At 70.0% G+C, this 24,725-nt stretch carries 23 protein-coding genes; 10 read left to right on the forward strand and 13 right to left on the reverse strand.

Annotated elements, in window-relative coordinates; translation table 11 throughout:
* The first annotated feature begins 180 nt into the window (after positions 1-180).
* The 4 genes from ACS5PM_RS10260 (at position 181) to ACS5PM_RS10275 (ending at position 4,715) form a co-directional block, all read left to right on the forward strand.
* The gene (locus ACS5PM_RS10260) at positions 181-1,596 is read left to right on the forward strand and encodes a S8 family peptidase (protein ID WP_439387513.1); all 1,416 of its coding nucleotides are present in this window, start codon (positions 181-183) and stop codon (positions 1,594-1,596) included.
* Between the two features lie 25 nt (positions 1,597-1,621).
* On the forward strand, positions 1,622-2,332 hold the full coding sequence (locus tag ACS5PM_RS10265; RefSeq protein ID WP_439387514.1) for a 2OG-Fe(II) oxygenase: 711 nt from the start codon (positions 1,622-1,624) through the stop codon (positions 2,330-2,332).
* Between the two features lie 23 nt (positions 2,333-2,355).
* On the forward strand, positions 2,356-3,441 hold the full coding sequence (locus ACS5PM_RS10270; protein ID WP_439387515.1) for a patatin-like phospholipase family protein: 1,086 nt from the start codon (positions 2,356-2,358) through the stop codon (positions 3,439-3,441).
* A gap of 116 nt (positions 3,442-3,557) precedes the next feature.
* Entirely contained in the window at positions 3,558-4,715 is a 1,158-nt protein-coding gene (locus ACS5PM_RS10275) for an Lcl C-terminal domain-containing protein (RefSeq protein WP_439387516.1), read from the forward strand.
* Here the strand turns inward: ACS5PM_RS10275 and ACS5PM_RS10280 are convergent, their stop codons facing one another.
* The 4 genes from ACS5PM_RS10280 to ACS5PM_RS10295 all read right to left on the reverse strand — a co-directional run bounded on the left by ACS5PM_RS10280 (position 4,716) and on the right by ACS5PM_RS10295 (position 8,389).
* Entirely contained in the window at positions 4,716-5,900 is a 1,185-nt protein-coding gene (locus ACS5PM_RS10280) for a F0F1 ATP synthase subunit B family protein (RefSeq protein ID WP_439387517.1), read from the reverse strand.
* Positions 5,901-5,936: 36 nt separating this feature from the next.
* Positions 5,937-6,536 (reverse strand): hypothetical protein, encoded by a 600-nt coding sequence (locus tag ACS5PM_RS10285; RefSeq protein WP_439387518.1) that lies wholly within the window; start codon positions 6,534-6,536, stop codon positions 5,937-5,939.
* On the reverse strand, positions 6,533-7,129 hold the full coding sequence (locus tag ACS5PM_RS10290; protein ID WP_439387519.1) for an RNA polymerase sigma factor: 597 nt from the start codon (positions 7,127-7,129) through the stop codon (positions 6,533-6,535). The genes ACS5PM_RS10285 and ACS5PM_RS10290 overlap by 4 nt, the downstream gene beginning before the upstream one ends.
* Positions 7,130-7,264: 135 nt before the next feature.
* Positions 7,265-8,389 carry an aromatic ring-hydroxylating oxygenase subunit alpha gene (locus ACS5PM_RS10295; RefSeq protein ID WP_439387520.1) on the reverse strand — a complete coding sequence of 375 codons (1,125 nt, stop codon included), beginning with the start codon at positions 8,387-8,389 and terminating at the stop codon, positions 7,265-7,267.
* A 99-nt stretch (positions 8,390-8,488) separates the two neighbouring features.
* Between ACS5PM_RS10295 and ACS5PM_RS10300 the strand changes: the two genes are divergently transcribed.
* Complete coding sequence (locus ACS5PM_RS10300) at positions 8,489-9,631, forward strand: MBL fold metallo-hydrolase (protein WP_439387521.1); 1,143 nt, start codon at positions 8,489-8,491, stop codon at positions 9,629-9,631.
* Between the two features lie 4 nt (positions 9,632-9,635).
* Here the strand turns inward: ACS5PM_RS10300 and ACS5PM_RS10305 are convergent, their stop codons facing one another.
* Positions 9,636-10,052, reverse strand: a complete 417-nt coding sequence (locus ACS5PM_RS10305; protein WP_439387522.1) for a hypothetical protein — start codon at positions 10,050-10,052, stop codon at positions 9,636-9,638.
* A 13-nt stretch (positions 10,053-10,065) separates the two neighbouring features.
* A complete protein-coding gene (locus ACS5PM_RS10310) occupies positions 10,066-10,689 on the reverse strand; it encodes an RNA polymerase sigma factor (RefSeq protein ID WP_439387523.1) in 624 nt (207 codons plus the stop codon).
* 135 nt (positions 10,690-10,824) lie between these two features.
* Between ACS5PM_RS10310 and ACS5PM_RS10315 the strand changes: the two genes are divergently transcribed.
* Entirely contained in the window at positions 10,825-11,271 is a 447-nt protein-coding gene (locus tag ACS5PM_RS10315; protein ID WP_439387525.1) for a DUF6249 domain-containing protein, read from the forward strand.
* A gap of 25 nt (positions 11,272-11,296) precedes the next feature.
* Here the strand turns inward: ACS5PM_RS10315 and ACS5PM_RS10320 are convergent, their stop codons facing one another.
* Complete coding sequence (locus ACS5PM_RS10320) at positions 11,297-11,755, reverse strand: hypothetical protein (RefSeq protein WP_439387526.1); 459 nt, start codon at positions 11,753-11,755, stop codon at positions 11,297-11,299.
* A 109-nt stretch (positions 11,756-11,864) separates the two neighbouring features.
* Here ACS5PM_RS10320 and amrB point away from each other — a divergent pair, with 109 nt between their 5' ends.
* From amrB to ACS5PM_RS10335, 3 genes are read left to right on the forward strand one after another with little or no spacing between them, the layout of a single operon-like run.
* Positions 11,865-13,313, forward strand: a complete 1,449-nt coding sequence (gene amrB / locus ACS5PM_RS10325; protein ID WP_439387527.1) for an AmmeMemoRadiSam system protein B — start codon at positions 11,865-11,867, stop codon at positions 13,311-13,313.
* Positions 13,310-14,395 carry an AmmeMemoRadiSam system radical SAM enzyme gene (gene amrS / locus ACS5PM_RS10330; RefSeq protein WP_439387528.1) on the forward strand — a complete coding sequence of 362 codons (1,086 nt, stop codon included), beginning with the start codon at positions 13,310-13,312 and terminating at the stop codon, positions 14,393-14,395. The genes amrB and amrS overlap by 4 nt, the downstream gene beginning before the upstream one ends.
* Before the next feature lie 46 nt (positions 14,396-14,441).
* Positions 14,442-14,750, forward strand: coding sequence for a cupin domain-containing protein (locus ACS5PM_RS10335; protein ID WP_439387529.1), 309 nt, complete (start codon positions 14,442-14,444; stop codon positions 14,748-14,750).
* Position 14,751: 1 nt separating this feature from the next.
* Here the strand turns inward: ACS5PM_RS10335 and ACS5PM_RS10340 are convergent, their stop codons facing one another.
* The 3 genes from ACS5PM_RS10340 to ACS5PM_RS10350 are packed head-to-tail and all read right to left on the reverse strand — an operon-like array spanning position 14,752 to position 17,422.
* Entirely contained in the window at positions 14,752-15,552 is an 801-nt protein-coding gene (locus ACS5PM_RS10340; protein ID WP_439387530.1) for a fructosamine kinase family protein, read from the reverse strand.
* A 44-nt stretch (positions 15,553-15,596) separates the two neighbouring features.
* A complete protein-coding gene (locus ACS5PM_RS10345; protein WP_439387531.1) occupies positions 15,597-15,959 on the reverse strand; it encodes a DUF1428 domain-containing protein in 363 nt (120 codons plus the stop codon).
* Entirely contained in the window at positions 15,956-17,422 is a 1,467-nt protein-coding gene (locus ACS5PM_RS10350) for a DHA2 family efflux MFS transporter permease subunit (RefSeq protein ID WP_439387532.1), read from the reverse strand. Before ACS5PM_RS10350 ends, ACS5PM_RS10345 begins: the two co-directional genes overlap by 4 nt.
* A 186-nt stretch (positions 17,423-17,608) precedes the next feature.
* Between ACS5PM_RS10350 and ACS5PM_RS10355 the strand changes: the two genes are divergently transcribed.
* A complete protein-coding gene (locus ACS5PM_RS10355) occupies positions 17,609-18,022 on the forward strand; it encodes a nuclear transport factor 2 family protein (protein ID WP_439387533.1) in 414 nt (137 codons plus the stop codon).
* Positions 18,023-18,059: 37 nt separating this feature from the next.
* On the opposite strand, the gene ACS5PM_RS10360 is transcribed toward ACS5PM_RS10355, so the two are convergent.
* The 3 genes from ACS5PM_RS10360 to gyrB form a co-directional block, all read right to left on the reverse strand.
* Positions 18,060-19,937, reverse strand: a complete 1,878-nt coding sequence (locus ACS5PM_RS10360) for a DEAD/DEAH box helicase (RefSeq protein WP_439387534.1) — start codon at positions 19,935-19,937, stop codon at positions 18,060-18,062.
* Between the two features lie 161 nt (positions 19,938-20,098).
* On the reverse strand, positions 20,099-21,286 hold the full coding sequence (locus tag ACS5PM_RS10365; protein WP_439387535.1) for an NEL-type E3 ubiquitin ligase domain-containing protein: 1,188 nt from the start codon (positions 21,284-21,286) through the stop codon (positions 20,099-20,101).
* Positions 21,287-22,091: 805 nt separating this feature from the next.
* Positions 22,092-24,665, reverse strand: a complete 2,574-nt coding sequence (gene gyrB / locus ACS5PM_RS10370) for a DNA topoisomerase (ATP-hydrolyzing) subunit B (RefSeq protein ID WP_439387536.1) — start codon at positions 24,663-24,665, stop codon at positions 22,092-22,094.
* Positions 24,666-24,725: the final 60 nt, after the last annotated feature.

Below are 24,725 nucleotides of genomic sequence, written 5' to 3' on the forward strand. Positions count from 1 at the left end.
AATCCGGCCTCCGGTCATGTCCAGATTATTGCGGCATCGCGTGCCCCCCCGGATGATGACGATCCTTGAGACTTTGGGCGAGGACCGGGCATAGTATCTGCTTGACTGCGTGGATTGCTGCACGTCCGCCACCCCTGGGCGCGTGGCGACGTCCAGCCAAAAGTTCGGAGCCTCGTCGTGATGAACCAACCTCTTTGCCGCACCCTGGCGCTGGCCGCCATGGTCGCCCTGCTCGGCGCCGGACTGGCCACCCAGGCCCAGGCTTCGGCGCGCAGCGGCCGCGTGCACAAGGAGACGGTGCCGGAGTTCAGCGGCGGCCTCATCGTGAGGATCAAGAGCGACGCGGTGTTGGACGAGCGGCTGATCGCCCGCGCGCGCGCCCTCGCCGCCCGCCACAACGTGAGCCTCGCGCAGCTGCGTCGCCTGGCCCGGGGCGGACACCTGATGCAGCTCGACAAGGTCCTGCCCCATTCCGTGCTGCGCCAGCTCGCCGACGAGATCGCCATGCTCGACGAGCGCATCGACTACGTCGAGCCCGATGTGGTGATGGTCCCGATGGGCCTGTCCAACGACAAGCACGTCGGCGAGCAGTGGAACCTGACCGAAGCGGCCGGTGGCATCGACCTGGCCGGAGCCTGGGCGATGTCCAGGGGCGCCGGCGTGGTGGTGGCCGTGGTCGACAGCGGCGTGCGCCCCCACGTCGACCTGATGCCCAACCTGCTGCCCGGCTACGACTTCGTTTCCAAGCGCGCCGTCGCCCGGGACGGCGACGGCCGCGATCCGCAGGCATGGGACGAAGGCAACTGGAGCACCGCCGGCCAGTGCAGCACGGCCCATGGCGATCCGGACGACAGCTCCTGGCACGGCACGCACATCGCCGGCACCATCGCCGCGGTGTCGAATAACGGCATCGGCGTGACCGGCATCGCGCCCAAGGCCAAGGTGCTGCCGGTGCGGGTGAGCGGCCGCTGCGGCGCCTACACCTCCGACATCATCGACGGCATGGTCTGGGCCGCGGGCCTCCCCGTCCAGGGCGTGCCCACGAATCCGCATCCGGCCAGGGTCATCAACCTCTCGCTCGGCAGCGTGAACAGCTGCAGCAAGGCCTTCCAGGCCGCGATCGACGCGGTGCGCGCCGTCGGCACGGTCGTCGTGGCCGCCGCGGGCAACAGCGACATCGATGTCTCGCGCATCAGCCCGGCCGGCTGCCGCGGCGTCATCGCGGTGGCGGCCAGCACCCGCGAGGGCGCCAAGGCGTACTACTCGAACTTCGGCCGCCACATCACCGTTGCCGCGCCGGGCGGGGACATGGTGCAGGCCGCCGGCAACGGCATCCTGTCGACCTACAACAGCGGCACCCGCCGCCCCGCCACCGACGTGCTCGCCTACATGCAGGGCACCTCGATGGCAGCGCCGCACGTGGCCGCCGTGGCCGCGCTGATGCTGTCGGTCAATCCGCGGCTGGAGCCCGACCGCGTGCAGAGCCTGCTCAAAGGCTCGGCGCGGCCCATCCCGCCGGCGCAGTGCCGTGGCGGCTGTGGCGGCGGACTGGTGGATGCCGCAGCCGCGGTCGCCGCCGCGGCGGTGGCGCCCTGACCGCGCCGCGCCGTCCGCGTTCCCGATGAGCCCCGATTTCATCGAGGTCTACGACGACGCGCTCGACGCGGATTTCTGCCAGGACTTCATCAAGCGCTTCGAGGCCAGTCGCCACAAGATCCCCGGCCACACCGGCGGCGGGGTTGACCGCAGCAAGAAGATCAGCACCGACCTGGTGCTCAATCAGCACGCCGAATGCCAGGCCGACCTGGCCCACGTGCTGAAGGTCACCACGCGGTACGCGGAGCAGTACTTCCGCACCTATCACTTCGCCCTCATCGCCCCGCTCGCGCTGACGCTCGCCCACCCCGAGACCGGCCAGCCGGTGGCGGTGACGCACGAGAACTACCCCGAGGTGGCCGCGCCCAAGACGGGCGACCTGATGCGCGCGCTGTACCGCCTCGGCAACGTGCAGGCGCAGAAGTACGACCGCGGCGTCGGCAACTACAACTACTGGCACTGCGAGGTCTACCCCGAGGCCAACGCCGAGGCGCTGCACCGCACGCTGCTGTTCATGTACTACCTGAACGACGTGGAGGAAGGCGGCCACACCGAGTTCTTCTACCAGCAGCGCGCCATCCAGCCCAAGGCCGGGCGCATGGTCATCGCCCCGGCGTATTTCACCCACACCCACCGCGGCTGCACGCCGGTGTCGGGCGACAAGTACATCCTGACCAGCTGGATCCTGCTCAACCGCGCCGAACAACTTTACGGAGCGCGGCCGGGCCCCCGCTGAAGGCACGGGTTAGCATTTCCCGCATGCCCTCTTCGGCCCCGGTGCTGCCGCCGCAGCGCGCCACGGCACGGCGCCGACGTGCCCCCCGCCCCATCGACCTCGCCCTGCAAGGCGGCGGCTCGCACGGCGCCTTCACCTGGGGCGCCCTCGACGCCCTGCTCGAAGACGAAAGGCTTCAGCCCGACGGCATCTCCGGCACCAGCGCCGGCGCGATGAACGCGGCCGTCCTGGCCAGCGGCTGGGCACAGGGCGGCCGAGCCGGCGCTCGCGAGGCGCTGGCCTCGTTCTGGGGCGCCATAGGCGGGCTGGACCAGGCCTGGGGCAAGTCGATCGCCAAGCCGCCCATGGCCCTGCCTGCGCCACCCTGGGCCTTCAACCGCGACCAGTGGCCGGGCTACGCCCTGTGGGAGGGTTGGTCGCGCCTGTGGAGCCCCTACCAGCTCAACCCCTTCAATCTCAGCCCCTTGCGTGACATCGTCCGGCACCACGTCGACGAAGCCGCGCTCAAGCGCGGGCCGATCCAGGTCTTCGTCACCGCCACCGCGGTGCGCACCGGCCAGCCCCGCGTCTTCGGCGGCGAGGAGCTGGGCATCGATGCGCTCATGGCCTCGGCCTGCCTGCCGCAATCCAGCCAGGCCGTCACCATCGACGGCGAGCCCTATTGGGACGGCGGCTTCAGCGGCAACCCGGCCCTGTGGCCGCTGGTCTACGGCACGCCCACGCATGACGTGCTGCTCGTGCAGATCAACCCGCTGCGGCGGGAGGCCCTGCCGATGAGCGCCGCCGACATCGCCGACCGGATCAACGAGATCACCTTCAACGCCAGCCTGACGGCCGAGATGCGCGCCATTGCCTTCGTGCAGAAGCTGGTTCGCGCACGCAAGGTCGACCCGACGCACTACAAGGACCTGCGGCTTCACCGCCTCGCCGATGAAGAGGGCTTGGCGCCCTACAACGCCAGCAGCAAGGCCAACACCGACCCGCGCCTGCTGCAGGCGCTTTTCAGCCTCGGCCGCGCGGCCGGCGAGCGCTGGCTGGCCGCCCATGCGACCGACGTGGGCGTGCGCGGCACCGTGGACGTCGAGCGCGTCTTCCTCGCGCCGCGCTGACCCGGCGGCGGTTCGAGGCGCGGCCCCCAGGTAAGGGATGGTCGCCGCGCGGCGGGGCCCTAGAGTCGGCGCCAGCGCGGCAATGCCGCCGTGCACAGCCTCCATGGAGGTCACTCGTGTCCCCACGCGTCCTGCTCGCCACGCTCATGGCCGCCGCCGCTACGCTGGCCCCGACCAGTGCCACTGCGGCACCCCGCCTGAACGACACCGGCATCGACTTCTGCATCGATGCGGATGGCGAGTTCATCGACTGCCATCACACCGGCCAGGACGCCACCTTCGGCCGCGACGTCGCTCACCCGCGCGACGCGGACGGGCGCCTGGGCTTTCGTTTCACGCGCCTGTGCAACAGCGGCGAGCGGGCCGGCGAGGGGAGCTGCCCGGCCCAGCCGCAGCCCGGCGACGCCCCGGACGAATGGGGCTGCACGCGTGACGAGGTGACCCATCTGCTGTGGGAGACCAAGACCGCTTCGGGCCACCGCGCGGGCAGCCGCGCCTACACCTTCTACAGCCCGGAGTACGACCCCGACGGCCAGTACGGCGGCCCGGACGACCTCACCGGCTTCCTCGCCAGCGTCAACGAAGCCGGCCTGTGCGGTTCACACGAGTGGAGGCTGCCCCGGCCGACGGAGCTGATGGGCCTCGTCGACATGGCCGTCATCATCCCGCCCGCGGTGGACGAACGCTTCTTTCCCCACACCCAGGCCAACTTCTACTGGGGTGCCGGCCGCGCCCTGGGCTTCCAGCTCGAGAAGGAGCTCGCCTGGGGCAGCGACTTCTTCTTCGGCCTGGGCGCGATCAGCGCGCAATTCCGCTCCGGTGCGAGGCCGGTGCGGCTCGTGCATGGCGACGTGCCCGGCGGCAAGCGCTTCGTGCTTTCACCCGACCAGCAGGAGGTGACCGACCGGCAGACCGGGCTGACGTGGCGCCGTTGCGTCGAAGGCCGCACGTTCGACGGCGGACGCTGCGTAGGCACGCCGCTCGTCCAACCGTGGCTCAAGACGCTGGCCCATGCGCGCCGCGAGGCGCGAGACAGCGGCGTGGCCTGGCGGCTGCCCAACGTGAAGGAGCTGGCCTCGCTGCTCGATCACGAGCGGCGCGAGCACATCGACCTGCGGGCCTTCCCGGGGGCGAACGCCGATGTCCTCTGGACCTCGTCTTCCTTCCCCACCGACCCCACGCCCCGCTGCGTGAGCTTCCCTGACGGTGCGGACTTCGCCTGCAGCCAGGGCGTGGGCGGCTTCGGCGCGCGGCTGATGCGCGACCGCGACTGATCAGCCCTTGCCCGGCGTGCTGGCGCCCGGCAGGGGCTTGGGCCTCGGCACGGGCCGGGGCGAGGACGCGGCCTCGCCGCCGCTGACCGCGTAGTCGGCGGGCACCTTCATCAGCGCCGCGTCGGGCTCGCCGCGCTTCAGGTTGGCCAGGCGGTAGATCGTCTCGCCGCGGCGCGGGTCGGCATCACGCGTAAGCACCGTCAACAGCAGGTCGGGCGAGGTCCACACCTCCCGCGTGATCTGGATGGGCTTCTCGTTGCCGACCTTGCCGGCCTCGATGGTCCAGGTGGTGCGCTCGCCATTGGCGCGCACGCCTTCGATGTCCTTGCTGCCCAGCGGACTCAGCACGCCCGGCCCGCGCGGCGCGCCGCGTTGGGCCTGCCATCCCACCATCGGCGGGACGGGGGGCACGGGCGGCACCGGTGGCACGGGCGCCGCCTCGTTGATCCGCAACACCTGGATCTCCGTCGGCGAGCCGCGGGCGATGACCACAGGCTGGGGCTGCACGACCGGCTGCGGCTGCACCACCGCGGACGCGCCACGGGCCGGCTCCCGCGCCTGGTCCCGCATCTGGCGCGCCTGCTCGCGTGACTGCCGGGCCTGCTCCCTCGCCTGCTCGCCCTGCTGGCGGGCCTGTTCGGCACCGGCTCGCGCCTCCTCGCGGACCTTGTCGGCGAACGCCCGCCATTCCTCGGCCTGCATGGCCCCCATGGCCGAATCGTTGAACCACATCGCATGGCCGAAGTGGCCCAGCCTGCGCGCAGTCTTGCGCTGAGGGTCGAGCACCCAGCCCTGCCTGGCCACCGGGTCGCGCAGCCAGACCAGCTTGCGCCCGTTGCGGTCCACCTCCTGCCGCGTGCGGCCCTCGCCGTCACGGCACAGGCGCGTCTGCTGCTTGCGCACGATGCGGTTGCCGTCGGTCAGCGTCTGCACGGTCTCGTGCACCGCATCGGCGCAATAGGGGGCGCCCTTGACGAGCCGCTCGCCGCCCATCTCGTCGAAGGCGAAGTCGAAGCTGGCCTCGTCGAAGTCGAAGTCCATGTCCATCACGCCGGCGTCGGCCAGGGCCATGTGCACGATGTGGTCGATGTCGGGGTCGCCCGCGTGGGCTGGTGCGCCGGCCATCGCGAGCGCCGCGGCGGCTGCCAGCGCATGCCAACGGCGGGAAAGGGCGGGGGATGTCATCTCGTTCTCCTTCGGTCCGATGCGACAGTGATGGGCTCAACGGGTCAGGCGCACCGCCAGCACGTCGCCGGACGGATGCATGAGGAGCTCGGCGTGCACCAGTTCGCCGGCGCGCGCCGGGTCGTAGGGCAGGCCGAGGGAGGCCAGGCGCTCCCGGGGCAGCTCGGTGCGCACGACCCAGGCCGGCGCGGCCTCGGCACCGCCCTGCCAGAGCTGCGCGAATCGCTCGGGCGAGGCCACGGGCACGAAGCCGCTGGCGCGCGGCACCCGGCCCAGCGGCCCGGCGCTGATGGCGCCGCCGCCGCCGTCGGAAAGGGCTGGCTGCGACGGGGCCGCCGGGATGGCGCGCTGGCGGCCCGGCCCGGCGAACCACACCAGCGCCACCGCCAGGCCCGCGACCAGGAGCCAGGCCCACGCCGGCCAGGCTGAGGAGGACTGCTTCACCGAGGGTCCCTGCGGCGCCGCCAGCTGCCACGCCGGCACCGGTTGGGGGGCATGGGCGGCGATGCGGCGCCACAGCGCTGGCGGCAACGGCGCCGCGGCAAGGTCGTCACGCAGCTGAGCCAAGGCGCAGGCCAGGGCAGGCGGCGGAGCTTCGCCGTCCGGCAGAAGCGAAGGTCGGGGATCGTTCGTCATGTCAGTTCACTCCTGGCGCCGGCCGCCTGGCCCGTCAATTGCGCGGCCAGGCGCCGGCGCGCGCGGTGCACCCGCGTGCGCAAGGTGTTGAGTTCGATGCCGGCGATCCGGGCCGCCTCGGCATAGGGGCGCTCCTGGAGGTCCACCAGGACCAGCGCCTCGCGGAAGGGCCAGGGCAAGGCGCGAATCGCCGCCCACAGCGCCTCCAGCGTCTGCTGGCCGATCAGGGTGGCTTCGCGGTCGGGCGCGAGCGGGTGGGTGGGGTCGGTGGCGGGATCGTCTTCGCCGTCGTCGGCGGCGTGGGCCTCCCAGGCCACGTGGCGATCACGCTGGCGCCAGGCGGCGAGCAGCTGGTGGCGTGCGATGCCGGCGAGGTAGGCGCCCAGGCTGCCGAGCGACGCGTCGTAGCCCCCGGGCGACTGCGCCAGCGCGACGAAGGCCTCGTGCGTCGCATCGGCCGCCAGTGCCGCGTCACCCGAGAGCGCGAGCGCATAGCGGTAGACCGACTCGCCCTCCTGCCGATAGGCCGCCTCCAGCCAGGCCAGGCCATCGCGCGAGGCCGCGGCGGGTCGGGGGCGGAGGGTCCAGGGCACGAAGGGGAGCATGGTTCGGCGGCGGTTCCTCTCCATGGGCACGAGCCCCTCGGAAAGTTCCCGCCCCCTTTCGACACGCGGCGCGGATGGTGCCGGCGCCTCCTCCGGAGCCCGCAAGCCGCGCAGGCCCCAGGATCAACCCTTCATGACCGCGCCGATCAAGCGATGGAAGTGGTGCACGCCCTGTTCGCGACCGGGCGAGTAGCGCCCCCGCTGGTAGAAGCGCGAACGCAGCCCACGCTGCACCGTCATCACCACCGCCTCGTCCTCCATCTCGACCTGCTCGAGCGCGCCGCCGGCCCCTTGCGCCTGCAGCTCGGCCTTCCACACGTAGGAGCGAAAGCGCACCCGCGTGCGGGCCGGGCCGATCGGCACCACCTGGTTCACCGACAGGCCCCAGGGATAGAAGTTGAGCATCAGGTTGGGGAAGACCCAGTAGTAGTAGGCCGCGATGCGCTGCCCGTGGTCGGGCGAAGAAGCCGGCAGCTCGAAGACCAGCTCATCGGGCCCCGCCACGGCCAGCTGCAGGTTGGCCCAGGGCAGCAGCTCGTAGCGGTACTGCGCCAGGTCCAGCGTGCGGGTAAGGCCCGGGTGCACGAAGGGGATGTGCAGGCCCTCGAGGTAGTTCTCGACGTAGAGCGCCCAGTGGGCGTCGAACTCGTAGTCGCGGCTGGCCTGCTCGTCCGGCCGGAAGTCCTGCAGCGGCAGCCAGTTCAGGCGCTCCTGCAAGGGGCCGAACACCTCGTCGAAGGACGCCAGCGGCTCGCCCAGTGCCACGAAGGCCTGGCCACCCCAGTCGGCGAAGGGCAGCTGCGGCAGGTGGTCGCACGGCCGCGGGAAGTCCCGGGCGCCTTCGAAGCCCGGCATGAAGGCCATCCGGCCATCGAGCTCGAAGCGGCGCGAGTGGTAGCCGCAGCGGATCTGCTTCGCTCCTGCGCAGGCCTGCTGCACCAGCAGGTTGCCGCGGTGGGTGCAGACGTTGGACAAGCAGCGAAGCGTGCCCGCGGTGTCGCGCGCCAGCAGAAGCGGCTCGTCCAGACAACCCTCGAGCAAGTGGCGCGGGGCCAGCGACCCGGGCTCGGCCGCCTCGGCCACGTCGCCCAGCCACTGCCAGCTGCGGGCGAAGACCTGTTCACGTTGCGCTGCCTGCGCAGCCGTATCCAGGTAGAAGGCCTTGTCCAGCGTCTCGGCGCGGGTCACGTCCGGGTCGACATGCCAGCGACTCGTGGCCGCCGTGCCGCTCAGGTCGGGTGCATTCATGGGCGCACCCTAAGGCCTGCGACCCGCCCCGCCAAGCGGGATGAGCCCTACGGATCAAGGAGCCCTGCTGGCGAAAACTGCGCGCGCACAATCCCCGCCATGAAGACCTTCGGCCAACGCGCGCACCGCACCGGCGGGCTGCGCCTGGAGCGCATGCGCGCCTCTTCGCTCTGGCAGGACGACGAGCGCGGCGGCGGCTTCCGCAACAAGCACCCAGTACTGCCCGGCCTGCGCGACAGCCAGGTGCCGCGGCCCAGCCTGTCGGACTTCCTCTGCGGCGGGGAGCGCCGCACACCGGCTCACCCGCTACCGGCGCTGGACCCGCGCGCAGCATGGCAGCAGTCCAGCAGCAGCGGCCTGCGCGCCACCTGGCTGGGCCACTCGACCCTGCTGCTCGAGATCGACGGCCACCGCGTGCTGACCGACCCGGTGTGGGGCCCGCGCGCCTCGCCCCTGCGCTTTGCCGGGCCCAAGCGCTACCAGCCGGTGCCGGTGAAGCTGAAGGACCTGCCGCCGCTGGACGCCGTGGTCATCTCGCACGACCACTACGACCACCTCGACTATCCGACGGTCGTCGCACTGGCCCGCCACACCCAGGTGCCCATCGTCACCTCGCTCGGCGTGGGGGCGCATCTCGAAGCCTGGGGCGTCCCGCCATCGCGCATCACCGAGCTGGACTGGTGGGAAAGCGCCACGCTGCGGGGCGGCTCGCTGCAGATCACGGCCGCACCGTCGCAGCACTTCTCCGGCCGGGGGTTGAAAGATCGCAACGCGACGCTCTGGTCGTCGATGGTGATGCGCACCGACAGGCACCGCGTCTTCTTCAGCGGCGACACCGGGCTCACCACCGAATACGAAGTCATCCGCGAGCGCCTGGGGCCCTTCGATCTCGTGATGCTGGAGATCGGCGCCTTCCATCCCTCGTGGGGCGACATCCACCTGGGACCCGACAACGCCTTGAAGGCCTGGCAACTGCTCGGCGGCGGCCCCTTCCTGCCCATCCACTGGGGCACCTTCTCGCTGGGCCTGCATCCTTGGGACCAGCCGGCCGAAGTGCTTCTCGCCCGTGCCCCCGAGTTCGGCGCCCGCCTGGTGATGCCTTGGCTGGGGCAGCCGATCGAGCCCGACCTGGCCGAGGCCGCCACGCCGTGGTGGCGGGCCGTCGGCGCGGCCGGTGCCGCGCCAACGTCGAAGCTGCCGGACCTGCGGCTGCCGCGGCAGATGCCCTGGCCGATGGACTGAAGCGTCAACGGCGCCACGGCAGGCCGAATCGATCCACCCACGCCAAGGCACCCGCCGCCATGCCGATGCCCACCGCCAGCAGGGGCGCGAGCGACGACAGGTCGACGCCGTGCGTCGCGCGCAGCCAGGGCAAGCCCCAGGCGACCACCACACCGGCCGTGAAGGCCACGGCGAGCACCAGCGCCAGCGTGTCGCGCTTCAGGCGCACGTAGCCGCGCTGCAGCGCTTCGAGCTCGCGCGCGTGTTCGGCCTCCAGCGTGCGGCGCTGGCGCGCCAGATCTTCGGCGGCCAGGGCTCGCCAGGCGGCCTGCAATCGTTCGTGGAAGCCTTCGGGCAGCGGCGGAGGCGCCAGGGCGCCGCCGAATGCCGCATCCAGACCGCCGGGCAGCGGGTCATCGAGGGCAGTGGGCTGGATCTTCATGCTGGTGTCTCCTTCAGGCCAGCCACAGCGCCGGGTCGTCCAGGCCGTGCTCGGCCAGCATGGCGCGCAGCCGGGCCCGGCCGCGGTGCAGATGGGTCTTCACGGTCGCCTCGGGCAGGCCGAGCATTGCGGCCACCTCGGCGACGGCGCGCTCTTCGTAGTAGTACAGCGTCAGCGCGAGACGCTGCGGCTCGGGCAATGCGCCCACGAGCCGGCGCAGCAGTGCGTGCCCCTGGCCGTCGGCCTGCAGCGGCGCGGCCAGCGCGGCCACCTCGGCCTGCACCGCCTCGTCTTCCACCGAATGGGCAGGCGAGTCGCCACGCTCCAGCAGCGTGAGGCAGCGGTTGCGCGTGATGGCGTACAGCCAGGTCGACAAGGCGCCTGCCTGCGGCTGGTAGCCGGCCAACGCCCGCCAGGCGCGTAGCAGGCTGTCCTGCGCGGCGTCTTCGGCCCGGGCGGGCTCGCGCAGCATCGCCAGGCACAGGCGGTAGACCTTGGGCGCGTAGCGCGACGCCAGGCGCTGGAAGGCAAGCTCGGCTGAACCCAGCGCCAGCAACTCGACGATGTCGCGGTCGCGTCGTGCGGCTTCGCTGGCGACGACAGAGGCGGCCGTGTCGGGCGTTGCGTCCAAGGGCATGTGCCTTGATACCCGGGCCATCGCGCCGAGGTTTCAGCGTGGCGCCGAAAGTTTCTTCGCGCCGGCCGTGAAACCGGCCGCCGGCGACGCGGGTATCAAGCGCATCGACCACCCGAACCCACGAGGAGCCCCGTCATGCGAGACATCGGCGAACTGCGCCACATCCTGCCCTTCCTGATCCCGATCGTCGCGATTGTGATGGGCATCGGCATCGCGATGCTGGCCGTCTGGATCGACTACCGCAAGAAGCGCGACATCTTCGAGCTGCACCACAAGGAGCGGATGTTCGCCATCGAGCGCGGCATGGAGGTGCCGCCTCTTCCGCCGCAGCTGCTGCAGGGCGCCAGCACGCGGGAGGCCCGCAGCACCGGGCCGGCGGATTACCTGCGCCGCGGGCTGCTGTGGTCGTTGGTGGGCTGTGCCGTGGCGGCCGCCCTGGCCATCAACCGCGACATCGACAGCGCCGCCTGGGGCCTGATCCCGATCGCCGTGGGGCTGGCCTACCTCATCTTCTACGCCACCGACGCCCGTTCCCGTCGAACGAGCGACCGCGGGTTGATGGACACCCCTTCGCAGAGGTGAGCGCGCAGGTTCGGATGGACCCCGGCTAGGACTTTTTCGCCAGCAGCTTCTCGACCCGGGCCTTGGCCCGGTTCGAGACCACCGCCTGCTCCAGCGCGCTGGCCTGGCCGTAGAGCTTGCCGCCCTCGGCCTGGCAATCGGTGGACAGCTTCTGCAGCGCCGCGGAGGACATGCCCTTCTGGCTCTCGCGCGCCTCGGCGGTGAGCTGGTCGGCCTCTTCCTTGCGCAGGCCGCGCAGGTAGGCCTTGCCCACGAAGCTGAAGCCCTGTTCGGTGAGCTTCACGAGCCCCGGCTTCACGCTGCGGTCGCCGGACTGGTAGCGGCCGGCCATCGTCGTGGCATCGCGCTCCAGCGCCGCCACGCAGGCGGCCGCATGGCGGAAGAAAGCAGTGTCGGCTTCCGTGGCGCCGGCAGCGGCGGCGGGCCTCGCGCCAGCCAAAGCCAGCGCCACCAACAGGGTCGATCGGATCGGAATGAGATTCACCACCCCGAGCCTAACGCCCCGCCGCGCGCTGCCGCCGACAAGCCACCGGGCGGGGTATTGAACTTCCCGCCTGCGGCGCCACACTGAGAGACAGGAGGTGAAGTAGTACATGCCTTCGAGATGGCCCCGCCCGGGGGCCTCGTTCACCGGGTCCCACGCCCGCATGCCGACCCGCTTCCCGGCGGTCGCCGGTTCCTTTTACCCGGCCGAGCCCGCGGCCTTGCGCGACGAAGTCGCCCGTTGCCTGGCTGCCGCCCACCCCAGTGCGCCGGCGCCCTCCGGCCCGCCCAAGATGCTCGTCGTGCCGCATGCCGGCACGGCCTATTCCGGCCCCGTGGCCGCCAGCGCCTATGCCTTGCTGACCGGCGACGCGCGCAAGCGCATCCGCCGGGTCGTCCTGCTGGGGCCAGCACATCGCGTGCCCGTGCGCGGCCTGGCCGCGCCCACCGTGGCGGCGTTCGCGACGCCGCTGGGCGAGATCCCGCTCGACCAGTCCGCCCTGCGCGCTGTCGCCGAGCTGCCCTTCGTCGAGCTCAGCGACCGTGCCCACGAGTGGGAGCATTCGCTGGAACTGCAGCTGCCCTTCCTGCAGCAGGTGCTGGGCCGCGGCTTCACGCTCGTCCCGCTGGTCGTTGGAGATGCCCGGCCGAACGAGGTGGCCCAGGTGCTGGAGCAGCTGTGGGGCGCAGACGAGACGCTGGTGCTGATCAGCTCGGACCTCTCGCACTTCCTTCCCTATGCCGCGGCCCGCGAGCGCGACGGCGAGACCCTCGAGCGGCTGCTGGCCTTCGACAGCGACATCGAGCCTGACGAGGCTTGCGGATGCCACGCACTCAACGGTGCGCTGATCGTGGCGCGGCGCCACGGCCTGCAGCCCCGCCTGCTGGACGCGCGCAATTCGGGTGATACCGCCGGAGATCGACGTCGCGTCGTCGGCTATGCCGCGCTGGCCTTCGAGGCGCCCGCGAGCGAAGACTCCGGACGCGACGAGGCCGATGAGCGCGCCGACGATCTCGCCTGGGGCCGGGCCGCCTTCGCCGTGGCCCGCAACGCCATCGCGCGCGACCTGGGTGAACCGCTCGTCGACGAGCCGCCGCACCCGCTGCTGGACGCCCCCGGCGCCTGCTTCGTGAGCCTGCATGACCGCGAAAGCGACCTGCGCGGCTGCATCGGCCGGCTGGAGCCCGAGGGCCCGCTGCGCGAGGACCTTCGCTCCAACGCCCGCTCGGCCGCCTTCCGCGACAGCCGCTTCGCGCCCCTGGCCGCCCACGAATGGCCGGGGCTGAAGATCGAGGTGTCGCTGCTCGGCCCCCTGCAGCCGGTGCCAGTGCGCAACGAGGCCGAAGCGCTCGCCGCCGTGCGGCCCGGCATCGATGGGCTCGTGATCTCCTGGCACGGCCGGCGCGCGACCCTGCTGCCGCAGGTCTGGCAGCAGCTGCCCGCCCCTTCGGCATTCTTCGCCGCGCTCAAGCACAAGGCCGGGCTGCGCACCGACTTCTGGGCACCCGACGTCGAGCTGCAGCGCTTCGAGGTGCGTCACTACGAGGGCACGGTGTGAGCACCGAGGGTTCGTACCCCGGCCGCTGGTGGCACCGCCTCGACGACGGCCGCATCCAGTGCGACCTCTGCCCGCGCGACTGCAAGCTGCACGAGGGCCAGCGCGGCCTGTGCTTCGTGCGCCAGCGCCAGGGCGACGCGATGGTGCTCACCACCTACGGCCGCAGCTCGGGCTTCTGCATCGACCCGATCGAGAAGAAGCCGCTGAACCATTTCCACCCCGGCTCCAGCGTCTTCAGCTTCGGCACCGCCGGCTGCAACCTCGCCTGCAAGTTCTGCCAGAACTGGGACATCTCGAAAAGCCGCGAGATGGACCGCCTGATGGACCAGGCTTCGCCCGGGCGCATCGCGGAAGTGGCCGCGGCCGCGGGTTGCAAGAGCGTCGCCTTCACCTACAACGACCCGGTCATCTTTGCCGAGTACGCGATGGACTGCGCCGATGCCTGCCACGAGCTGGGCCTGAACAGCGTGGCCGTGACGGCCGGCTACATCGGGCCCGAGGCGCGTCGCGAGTTCTATTCGAAGATGGACGCGGCCAATGTCGACCTGAAGGGCTTCACCGAGAAGTTCTATTTCCAGCAGACCGGCGCCCATCTCGCCCCGGTGCTCGACACGCTGCAGTACCTCAGGCACGAGACAGACTGCTGGTTCGAGATCACCACGCTGCTGATCCCCGGCCACAACGACTCGAGCGAGGAGATCGAGGCCGAGTCGCGCTGGATCATGGAGCACCTCGGGCCCGACGTGCCGCTGCACTTCACCGCGTTCCATCCCGACTACAAGATGACCGACGTGGCCCCGACCCCGAAGGCCACGCTGCGCCGCGCGCGCGAGATCGCACTGGCGCAAGGACTGCACTTCGTCTACACGGGCAACGTGCACGACTCGGATGGCGGCACCACCTTTTGCCCGGGCTGCCACAACGCACTCATCGTGCGCGACTGGTACGAGATCCGGCATTGCGAGCTGGACGAGCGCGGCTCCTGTCCGCACTGCGGCACGGCCATCGCCGGGCGCTTCAGCCGGTTCAAGGGCCATGGCTTCGGCGCGCGGCGCATCCCGGTGCGGGTGGCGGTCGCCTGAAGCCGGGCAACGATTGCGTCACACTCGCCGCAGGAGGCCTGCCGCCATGACCACCACGCAGACCGAGTTCAACGCCTTCCGCGACCACGCCCTGGCCCACGGCTACGACGAAGTGGCCGAGCGAAGTTGGGCACCGGGTGAAGTGGTGGCGACGCACAGCCATCCCTTCGGCGTCCATGCGCTGGTGGTGCATGGCGAAATGTGGCTCACGGTGAACGGCGATACACGACACCTGCAGCCGGGCGACACCTTCGACCTGCGCCACGACGTTCCCCACGCCGAGCGTTACGGGCCCGAGGGCGCCACTTACTGGGCGGCCCGGCGGCACTTCCCGCGGCCGGATTCGGAAGACTGAATCAGGCGCTTCGCAGCAGCTTCCGGGTCATGGCCAGCGACTGCGCGGCATACCCGCCCCCGAACAGCAGCGCGTGGTTCAGCAGGTGGTAGAGCTGGTACAGGCCGCGTCGGCGCGGGTAGCCCTCGTGCGGGCCCATCACGGCGCGCCAGGCCGGCCAGAAGTCCGCGGGTAGAGAGCCGAACAGCTCCATCATCGCCAGCTCGGCTTCGGCGTCCGACACCGACACCGCGGGGTCGAAGATGACTGGACGCCCATCGGGCAGCATGCCCCAGTTGCCGCTCCAGAGGTCACCGTGGATGAGGCTGGCGCGCGGCACGTGGCCGTCGTCGAAGAAGCGAGGCAGTGCGGCTTGCACGTCCTCGACGGCACGCAGCAGCTCGATCGCCGCGCCCGATCGCGCCAGGCGCCTTGCCATCGCGCCCAGGCGCTGCTCGCGGTGGAAGGCGATCCAGTCTTCTACGCCGCCGAACGCACTCCATCCGTTGACCTGAGGCGTGGCGCCGATGAAGTTGTCGGCATCCCACCCGAAACGCCCGTCGCCCTTCTCAGGGACCGCCGCATGCAGGCGACCGAGCGCCTCGCCCAAACGCGCGCCGAAACCGGCATCGGGCGGGCGCAGGTCGAGCCGGTCCATCACCAGCCGGGCCTGGCCGGTTTCGTCATCGATGCCACACGACTGCACTGCCGGGACGGTGATCGCCTGGGTCGCAGCCAGTGTCGCCAGCCCTTCGGCCTCGGCCTGCAGCCGCGCCAACTCCGCAGCCGGCGCTCGCTTCACGAACCGATCAACTTCATCCAAGACTAGCTCCATCGCACGCGGCCAAAACCAGGGGCGTGGGGGCCTTACATCTCGACGATTCCCTTGAAGCCACCCCAGAACATGCGCTTGCCGTCGAAGGGCAGGTTCTTCGGATCGATCATCGCTTCCAGCCGCGGATCGGCCATGACCAGCTTGTTGATGCGGTCGCGATCGCGGCGGCTCTTGTAGACGATGTACGAGAAGACCACGACCTCGCCCTCCTTCAGCTTCACGGCCTGCGGAAAGGAAGTGGACTTGCCGGGCTTCACGTCGTCGGCCACACACTCGACGTACTGCAGCGCGCCGTACTCCTTCCACACCTTGCCGGCCTTGCGGGCGAGCTTGCGGTAATCGGCCAGGCGGTCCTGGGGCACGGGCACCACGAAACCATCGACGTACACGCTCATGCGGGTTCTCCTTCGGCTGAGGGGTTGGGAGGCGAGGATGCGCCGGCCGAATGGGCCGCGCGGATGAGAGCGACGCCCAGCACCGCGGCCAGCGCCGCAAAGGCCGCGCCGAGGACGAAGGCGAGTTGGTAGCCCTGGTTCAGCGCCTGCACGGCTTCGACGCCGGCGGCCTTCAATGCATCGGTGCGCGCCGCCGCGCCGCTGGCCAGCACCGCCAGCCCCAGCGCGCCACCCATCATGAACGAGGTGTTGACCATGCCGGAGGCCAGGCCCGAGTCGGCGGGATTCACGTCGCTCATCGCGGCCAGCAGCATCGGGTTGAAGGCCACTCCGCCACCCAGGCCGAGCAGCAGCATGCCCGGCAGCACGTCCCACCAGAAGTCGCCGTCCACCGGCGCGCGGGCGAAGCAGACGAGCCCTGCCGCGGCCAGCAGCAGCCCCACCGCCAGCGGCCCCCGGATGCCGAAGCGCATCACCATCCTGGCGGACAGGCCCAGTGACATGACCGCCATGATCAGGTTGGCGGGCAGGAAGCCCATGCCCACCTGCCAGGGCGTGTAGCCGAGCACCAGCTGCATGTACAGCGCCGAGAGGAAGAACCAGGCGAAGCAGGCCGCCGCCCACAGCACGGCCGCCGCATTGGCCGCCGAGAGGTTGCGCGAGCGGAACAGCGACAACGGCATCAGGGGTTGAGCGATGCGCGCTTCGATGGCGAGGAACAGGCCGAAGAGCGCCACCGCCACGGCCAGCATCGACAAGGTCTGCGCCGACACCCAGCCCGCCGTGTTGCCGTTGACCACCGCATACACCGCCAGCATCAGGGACAGCGTCACCGCCGCCGCACCGGCCCAGTCCAGCCGCGCCCCTTGCGCGCCACCCGCGGACGCGGCCAGCAGCTTCATGCACAGCGCGATCACGGCCACGCCGATCGGCAGGTTGACCAGGAACACCCAGTGCCAGCCCAGGCTGGTGGTGAGCAACCCACCGAGCAGCACGCCTATGCTGCCCCCGCAGGAGCACACGAAGCCGTAGACACCCATCGCCTTGGCGCGCTCGGCCGGCTCGGTGAACAGGTTCATGATCAGCGACAGCGACACGGCGGACACCACCGCGCCGCCGAAGCCCTGCACCGCCCGCGCCGCGACCAGCACCTCCTGCGAGGGCGCCAGTCCGCAGGCCAGCGACGCCAGCGTGAAGACGGCGATGCCCGCGATGAAGACTCGGCGGTGGCCGTACAGGTCGCCGAGGCGCCCCCCCAGCAGCAGGAAGCCGCCGAAGGTCAGCATGTAGGCGTTGACGACCCAGACCAGCGAAGTCTCGGTGAAGGCCAGGTCGACACGGATCGACGGCAGCGCCACGTTCACGATGGTCGTGTCCAGCACGATCATCAGCACCCCGAGACACAGCACGGTCAGGGCGAGCCAGCGGTGGCTGGGCGAGTGGGATGCGGGATGGGCAGGCATGAGGTTGTCCGTTGCTCAGCGAGAGGTTTCCTTGCATGACGAACAAGGGCAGCGGGAATCGACAGCGTGCCCGAGGGCGTCGAAGAATAGCCCCGAGTCGACTGACCTGTCGTTGCCAGCGGCCTCTCCGGCCGCTGGGCGCCAGGAGCATGATCGTGAGCGAGCGCGCCGAAGAGGAGTCAGATCATGTCGAACGTGATGGCAGAAGTCACCATCGAGGTCCTGCAAGCCTTTGCCGATGCGTGGAATCGCCACGATGCCGCCGCCCTCATGTCGTTCATGAGTGATGACTGTGTCTTCGAAGCCTCGGCAGGACCGGATGCCTGCGGCACCCGGTACGCGGGCCGTGAGGCCGTGCAGGCGGCCTTCGTCCAGGTCTGGACGGCCTTCCCCGATGCCCACTGGGGTGACGCCCGGCACTTTGTCCATGGGGAAAGGGGCGTGTCCGAGTGGACGTTCACCGGAACGCGGACCGACGGCAATCGCGTCGAAGTCCATGGCTGTGATGTCTTCACCTTTCGAGGCGGCAAGATCGCGCTGAAGGACTCCTACCGCAAGAACCGCCCGCCGGTGACAGCCCCAAGCGCCGAGAGCACCTGAGCCGATGACGCGCAGAGCGTCCAAGGCCGACGCCGTCTCACGCGGCCGCCGAGAACTGCCCCTGGACCTCCTGCAGCGCGGCGGCTACCCGCCGCACCAAGGGCGAGTCGCCGTGCGCGGACAGCACCAGTTCGTGGGTGGCCCTCGTCATTCCCACATAGAGCAGGCGCGCCGCCTCCTCCGGGGACTCGTCCTTCATCGGCATGGCCTGCAGACCGGCGATGAACACCAGCGGGAACTCCAGCCCTTTGGCGCTGTGCAGGGTGAGCAGCTTCACGCTCTGCTCTCGCCAGGCGAAGCCGCCGACCCGCTGAGACCCCATCGACTGGCAGGCCATGTGCCGGCGCCGCAGCGCCTGCTCGATCGGCCGCATTTGGTACTTGGCACGGCACAGCACCGCCACCTCCGAGAGCGACCGGCCACCCTGGCAAGCGACCTCGATGCGCTCGGCGATCAGCTCCGCCTCCTCGTGCTCGTTGCGCCCCTGCACGAAAACCGGCATGGGCCCACGGCGCCCGGCAGTGGCAGGCTGGACCAAGGGAATCGCGCCTTCGTCGTCCATCGTCTCCGAGCCCCCGGCCAGCAGGCCTTGTGCACACTGCACCGCCACCGCCAACACCTCCGCCGTGTTGCGGTAGTCGATCTTCAGGATGCTGGTGCGCCCCTGCGCCTGGATGCCCACGCTGGACAGCGTGAACTGCCGCCGGCGCTTGCGCTGGTAGATCGACTGCGCATCGTCGAACAGCACCAGCAGGCTGTTGGTGGCCGGGTCCACCAGCTTCACTGCCATGCGCAGCCAGGCATCCTCGAAGTCGTGTGCCTCGTCCACCAGCAGCGCGGTGTACTGGCCGCCCGGCACGAAGCCGGTGTGCAATGCACGCTCGGTCGTCTCGGCCATCAGCCGGTAGCGCGCAGGCTTGTCCGGCACCCAGGGCACGTCGAGCTGGTAGCTGTCGATCACATCCGAACACCAGCCATGGAAGGTGCGCACCTGGACGCGCTCGTCGATGCCGCGGTCGCGCAGCTGGGCCTCGATGCGATCGGCCAGCGCGCGGTTGTAGCAAAGCACCAGCACCGGGCGGTCCGGCCGCGCGGCCGCGGCCAGGTGCTGGGCGCGATACACCAGGATCATCGTCTTGCCCGAGCCCGCGGCACCGTGGATGACGCGGTGGCCCTCGCCCAGCGTGCGGGCGATCTGCTCCTGCTGCAAGTCCATCACCTGCAGCAGATCCGGCAAGGCCGGCGCAGCAGACGGCGCACCCTCGTCGAAGCCGAGACTGGCCTGTGTCGAGACACGCAACTCGGGGAACAGATGCCAGCGGATCCGGTCGCGCTGCGGCAGGGTCAGCGTGTACGGGAACGACACATTGAACATGCCCCACAGGCGCGCCGCGAAATCCGCCGGCTCCACCTCGTCATCCAGGTCATCCTGGACGAGACATCGGTGCGACGGGAACAGCTCCCGAAAGTCGGTGCCTGCCAGCTCCTTCTCGCGCATCCGGGCGAAGACCACGCCCCAGCCCCAGGCGAACAGGAGCTTGCCGCGGAAAGGGCCTCCGCCGTGCACCAGCAACGGGTCGGCAGCCATCACATCGGCCATCTCGGCGGCGTAGTCGCGCGCCTGGCGCAAAGGGTTGGCCACCGTCACCAGGCCCCGCGGCGTGTTCAGCTCCACCGCATCGGGGTTCGCCTTGGCGAGTGTGGACAGCTTCCAATCCTTGACCTCCAGCAGCAGCAATCCTTGCCGCGGCCCGAGCACCACGAAATCCGGCTGCCGCGCCCTCGGTCCGATCGGCACGTCGTGCCAGACGACATGGTCATCGCCCAGGCAGCGCTTGAGCTGGTGCAGCACGTTGCGCTCGCCCGGCGTGCAGCGCCTGTCGACGTTGGTCAGGCCTTGGGGGAAGAGCGCCATGGCAGCAACAGGCAGGGGCTCGATGCCACGCCTGACACTCCAGGCGCGGGGGCGGTCAGAAAGTCGACGTCCGTCATTCGACACCCGCAGGGCAGCCGCTTGCGCGGCAAGTATCTCGTGGGCTGCGACGGGAGGTCGAAGTGTGATTCGGAATGCTGGCGTCAGCCAGGGGCAGGTCGTTTCTCGTTCGCGGCCGCCAGTGCCAACAAGAGCTCGTCCTCCCGCCGCGCCCACTTCGCCTCGACTTCGCGCGCCAGGCCGGCATATTCGATCTGTGCCACTTCGTCATTGGGCGAAGGCAGGTCGAGATCGTGGAAGGGATCTTCGTCGCGTTCGCGCGCCAGGTCTGCGAACGCCTGCGGGTGCGCCGCCCTCATGCCAGCGCGCCAGGTGGCGTTGCCCAGCAGGAAGGCGTTGCGGGTCGCCGGGTCGGCAGACGATTCGACCACCTGCCTCGCCAGCCCTTCCAGGTCGCCCTGCGTCAGCACGCTGCAGGTGCGAAACGTCATCGACGACACCGTGCTCTCCGGCAGGTCGAGCCGCTCCCGCAGGGCCACCTTGGCATGCACCATGGTCTCGAGCGGCTCCTTCTTGAGGTTCTCCTTCTGCGCGCGCGAAAGGTCGGGCCGCTGGAGGCTGTCCGCGATGAAGCGGTTCACCGCGCTTTCGAGCAGCGACAGTCGCAGTTGCTGCCCCGCCCAGTGATGGAGTTGTACCTCGCCCACGCTGCCACTTTCCACGGCCTGGAACATCTGATGGTTGTTCACCGCCAGGAGGATGTTGGAGAAGCCCTCGGACAGGTTGTCGGTGCAACTGCCCAGTGCGGACTCCGCAAGCTGGAAGACTTGGGCCCGCAGGTCGGCATCGGCGGCGATGGCCCGGATGACCGAAGCCACCTGCAACGTCAACTGCTCGGCGGCCGAGGACGACGAGCCCTCGTCGCGCCGCTCGAGCAGGCGCGCGAGCAGGCGCGCGAACGGCCGCGCGTTGGGCTCGTTGTCGAAATCGCGCGTCTCCAACGAAGCGTCCCACGCGCGGATCTGCTCGCCCAGCGGGATCTGCTGCTGCTCGACATCGTCCTGCAGGCCATCGGACTCCTCGCTGCCGTGCGAGTGGGACACGCCGCTGAAATCCTCGATGGCGAGGATGTGGTTCATGAGTTGGTCGATCGCGTGGCTCAGGACCGGGTTGCCGGCATAACGCTCGTCCAGCGCCTGGAGCAGTTCTTCGGAACTGCCCATCAGCGTCAGCATTTCCTCGCACGCGCGCAAGACCAGGGCTTCGAATGCCGGGTGCGGTTGCTGGGGAATGAGTTCCAGCACCCGGATCAGGTCGGCCGGCCGGGGCATGCCCCGGATCCCGAAATGCGCCATCGCCGCCGCGCCGGCTGCCAAGGGAGCGCCGGGGCTCGGCGACCGGGACGCGACTGCATCCGGGGCCTCATTCAAGTCCGGCAGTGGCGACCCGGGCGGCGTGGCGTTCAGGTCCAACCCAGCCAGGCGTGGCGCCCCCGCCGCAGGGTCATTCAAGTCGAACAACCTCGGTCGGGGCGACGTGGGCGAACCGGGCGGCGCGACGTTCAGGTCCAACTCACCCTGACGTGGCGGATGCGCCGCAGCGTCGTTCAAGTCCAGCAACCTCGGTCGGGGCGACCCTGGCGCTGGCGCGTTCAGGTCCACCCATGCCGCCCGCGGGAATGCGGCCAGTGAAGCATTCGGCTCGTATCGCCTGGGCACGGGCGAGCCGGCGCGCGGGGCGCGTGACGAGGACCCGGCTTCCAGGTCGCCCGGCCGGCCGCCCCGTGGGGAAAGCGGCACGGTCCCTTGCTGCGACGTCTCGGTGCGGGCGCGCGTCCGCCTCGGGCTGGCGTCCTCGGAGTCGGAGCGCGAGTCCCGAGGCCTGATCGTCGGTGAGTTTCGCAGTGGGTCCATGATGCGCGTCTTGGCGCCGGCCACTGGGTCGGAAAGGGGGTACGGCGTGCCCCGATGCTGGCGCGTGCTGCGCCCGCTCGGAGCTCACAGGCGCAGCGGTGTCGCGGCATGCGAAGGGACGTACCAGCTTGCTGGCCGTCCCGGCGGGGTACCGCTTACCGCCGGGACTTGGCCAGGGCATCTCGAAAGGCGAGTGGTGTCGCGGTTCGCGACAACGCCCTCCTCACGCGTCGATGTTGGCCGCCCTCAGCGCATTCGTCTCGATGAAGTCCCGCCGCGGCTCGACCTCGTCGCCCATCAGCATCGTGAAGACCTTGTCGGCCTCGATCGCATCCTCGATCTGGACGCGCAGCAGGCGCCGCACAGTCGGGTCCATCGTGGTTTCCCAGAGCTGGCCGGGGTTCATTTCGCCCAGGCCCTTGTAGCGCTGGCGGCCGACGCTGTTCTCGGCCTGGCCCATCAGCCAGGCCATGGCGGCGCGGAAGTCGCCGGCCTTGCTTTCCTTCTGCTTGTCGCCTTCGCCGCGCTTGACCAGCGCGTCGGAGCCGAGCAGGCCCTTGAATTCGCGGCCGGCGATGGCGAGGGCTTCGTAGTCGGCGCCGTGCACGAAGTCGGGCGTGATGACGCTGGACTTGATGTTGCCGTGGTGGCGGCGGCTGATGCGAAGCAGGTGCTTGTCGGTGCGCTGGTCGAACACGGCCTCGACCTCGGCGTCGTGCAGCGCGGCCTTCAGTGCCGTGGCGCTGGCTTCGGCCAGGGCCATGTCGTCCAGGTTCAGCGTCAGGCCGTCGCTGATGGCGCGCAGCGCTTCGACGTCCATCCAGGCCGACAGGCGGTCGATCACGTTCGTGGCCTGCACGTAGTGGCGGGCCAGGCTTTCCAGCTCGGGACCGCGGATGACGGGCTTGCTCTCGCCGGGCTCGATCTGCGCGCCGTCCAGCGCCACGCGCAGCAGGTACGCATCCAGTTCGGTGCCGTCCTTCAGGTACTGCTCGGCCTTGCCGTGCTTGACCTTGTACAGAGGCGGCTGCGCGATGTAGATGTGGCCGCGCTCCACGAGCTCGGGCATCTGGCGGTAGAAGAAGGTCAGCAGCAGGGTGCGGATGTGGGCGCCGTCCACGTCCGCGTCGGTCATGATGATAATGCGGTGGTAGCGCAGCTTGTCGGGGTTGAAGTCATCCCCGCCCATGCCCTTGCCGATGCCGGTGCCCAGCGCCGTGATCAGCGTCAGGATCTCGTTGGAGCTCAGCAGCTTCTCGTAGCGCGCCTTCTCCACGTTCAGGATCTTGCCGCGCAGCGGCAGGATGGCCTGGAACTTCCGGTCGCGGCCCTGCTTGGCGGAGCCACCGGCGGAGTCACCCTCGACGATGTAGATCTCGCACAGCGCCGGATCCTTCTCCTGGCAGTCGGCCAGCTTGCCGGGCAGGCCCATGCCGTCGAGCACGCCCTTGCGGCGCGTCATCTCGCGGGCCTTGCGCGCAGCCTCGCGGGCACGGGCGGCGTCCACGATCTTGCTGCAGATGATCTTGGCGTCGTTGGGGTTCTCGAGCAGCCAGTCGTTCAGCAGGCGGCTGACGATGTCCTCGACCGGGGCGCGCACCTCCGAGCTGACCAGCTTGTCCTTGGTCTGGCTCGAGAACTTCGGCTCGGGCACCTTCACGCTCACCACGCAGGCCAGGCCTTCGCGCATGTCGTCGCCGGCGATCTCGACCTTGGCCTTCTTGGCCAGCTCGTTGTCGTCGATGTACTTGTTGATGACGCGGGTCATCGCGGCGCGCAAGCCGGTCAGGTGGGTGCCGCCGTCACGCTGCGGGATGTTGTTGGTGAAGCACAGCACGTTCTCGCTGAACGAGTCGTTCCACTGCATCGCCACCTCGACACCGATGTTGGTGCCCTGGTCGCTGGTCTTGTCGCCCACCGCATGGAAGATGTTCGGGTGCAGGGTCTTCTTGCCTTTGTTGACGAACTCGACGAAGCCCTTCACGCCACCGGCGTAGGCGAAGTTGTCTTCCTTGTTGTTGCGCTCGTCGACCAGGCGAATCTTGACGCCGTTGTTCAGGAACGAGAGCTCGCGCAGGCGCTTGGCCAGGATGTCGTAGTGGAACTCGTTGTTCTGCTGGAAGATCTCGGTGTCGGGCAGGAAGTGGACTTCGGTGCCGCGCTTCTCGGTGTCGCCGATGACCTTCATCGGGCTGGTCTCGAAGCCGTCGCGCAGCTCGATCACCCGGTCTTGCGGGATGCCCTTGCGGAACTCGATGAAGTGGACCTTGCCGTCGCGCCGCACCGTCAGCCGCAGCCACTTAGACAGGCCGTTCACGCAGCTCACGCCCACGCCGTGCAGGCCGCCCGAGACCTTGTAGCTGTTCTGGTTGAACTTGCCGCCGGCGTGCAGCTCGGTCAGGGCGATCTCGGCGGCCGAACGCTTCGGCTCGTGCTTGTCGTCCATCTTCACGCCGGTCGGGATGCCGCGGCCGTTGTCGATGACCGAGATCGAGTTGTCGGTGTGGATGGTGACGACGATGTCGTCGCAGTGGCCGGCCAGGGCCTCGTCGATCGAGTTGTCGACGACCTCGAACACCAGGTGGTGCAGGCCGGTGCCGTCGGACGTGTCGCCGATGTACATGCCCGGGCGCTTGCGCACCGCCTCCAGGCCTTCGAGGATCTGGATCGAGCCCTCGCCATAGGCGGCCGAGGCTTCCGCGCCCGTCGAGGCCCCCAGGCCTTCGGGCGAAGGGATCTCGCGCCGGGTGACGCCGTCGTCAGGGCTGCCGGGGGTGGGGTTCTTGGGGTCGCTCATGGCTTTTCTTCAGGTGGGAGCTCGGCAACGGGACAGGCCCGGCAAGCCCCTTAAAAACGG

Source organism: Ideonella flava, from assembly GCF_051857595.1.
In the GTDB taxonomy this organism is placed as follows: Bacteria; Pseudomonadota; Gammaproteobacteria; order Burkholderiales; family Burkholderiaceae_C; genus Ideonella.